Here is a 1,480-nt window from a genome sequence, read left to right as displayed (position 1 = left end):
AATCATGCGCTTGCGCCGAAAGCTGGAGGCTGATGCGGCCAACCCTCGCCTGGTCAAAACATCCCGTGGCGCAGGGTACTTCTTCAACGCTGACGTAGATGTTAGCTACGGAGGCACGTTGGCCGCGTGACAGTGAGCTATGCTGGAGATTGGGGTGACGAGGCTGATCAAGCCTTCCAACAGTACCAGCCTGATCAATTACGGCGAGAGCTACCGGTCCGGAGATCGCATCAGCGCCTCTGTCGTCAAGAGAGCTGTTCTGCTTGACCCCAGCCATGGAGCTCAACGCCCCGCGTCGGAGCGCTCCCTGCTTCTGAAGGAAGCCACTAGGCCCGCTCGGGCTTGATCGGAGGCTTGGCTGATGGACGTCGTGGTTGCTTCGCTCAGTTGCCGCCCCATGGCGCGGCTTTGCGGATTATCAGTCCTCTGCCTCTTCGCCGGTCTCAACAGCGCTGTGGAATGTTCATTGTTTATGATGACGCCCCCGCTGTTCACGAGGTTGCTCCTGTCAAGTGTACTCGTCAGTCCGTCCTGGGCCTCGCGCTTCTTGCCCAAGTGCCGTTCAAACGGCGCTGGCGCGACTTGTTGAGCTCGAGAGATGGGTCCCTGCTCTCCTGCGTGGCCATGAGCTTGTGCCGCGGTCTGCGCAGCGGCGTCCCCAATGGCACGAGCCTCCATGCCGACTGCGTCTTCCGGACGAGCAGCAAGGGCAATTTCGCGCCCGNGCTGCGCAGCGGCGTCCCCAATGGCACGAGCCTCCATGCCGACTGCGTCTTCCGGACGAGCAGCAAGGGCAATTTCGCGCCCGAGTGCGAACTTCCGGACATGAGTTAGTGCACTGATTTCAGCGGTTTTCATATAGCGCTTGGCATCTTCATCCAGCGACCGCTCGTGAAGCCGATCCGCAATCCCCGGCTTTTTGTTTTCAACCAGGCATTGACTGAACCGTCTAAGAGCAGACCCATAGACCTCAACGGTACGGGGTTTCGGCCCCGTCGGCGCTGCCTCGTACGCTTTGATGAGAGCCGCTGTGTACTCTCTGATGAGCACGGCGTCGGCAGGGTGGGGATTCAGGGCAGCGCGGCCCACCACTGGCGCTCCGCCCGCCCACGTCTTGAGACGACCCAGTGACCCAGCCACGGCCGAGGGGCCGCCACCCCAGATCTCGTACTCCTTGCGATCCCGATCCAGCGACGAATCGTGAAGCCGATCCGCAATCCCCGGCTTGTTATTTTCAACGAGCCAATGACCAAAGCCGAAAAGAATATCTACATGGCGCTTGACCGTGATCTCCCCGACCTTACCGGCATAGAGTGCTGACCTCAGCCCTTCGACAAGGGTCGCATCGTTGGAATAAAGAGGACCCTTGTCGGGACCGGAGACCACTTTTGGGCGATCTGGCTGCACCGCCGCCGGCACAGAACGAGCATGGTCACGCAACTCGGACGGTGCGGGGGGATTCAGATCAACCACTGACGAA

The 1,480-nt window shown here is 60.6% G+C and carries 1 protein-coding gene and 1 pseudogene; one reads left to right on the top strand and one right to left on the bottom strand.

Going from position 1 to position 1,480, the window contains the following annotated elements:
* A partial coding sequence (locus X750_RS1000000165555; RefSeq protein ID WP_198021036.1) for a winged helix-turn-helix domain-containing protein occupies positions 1-130 on the top strand: 130 nt, incomplete at its 5' end.
* Between the two features lie 152 nt (positions 131-282).
* Here X750_RS1000000165555 and X750_RS1000000167320 read toward each other — a convergent pair.
* A pseudogene (locus X750_RS1000000167320) lies at positions 283-1,480 on the bottom strand (hypothetical protein); the annotation flags it as partial.

It is taken from the genome of Mesorhizobium sp. LNJC391B00 (genome assembly GCF_000502535.1).
Classification (GTDB): Bacteria; Pseudomonadota; Alphaproteobacteria; order Rhizobiales; family Rhizobiaceae; genus Mesorhizobium.
This window is presented reverse-complemented; position numbering and strand designations above follow the sequence as displayed.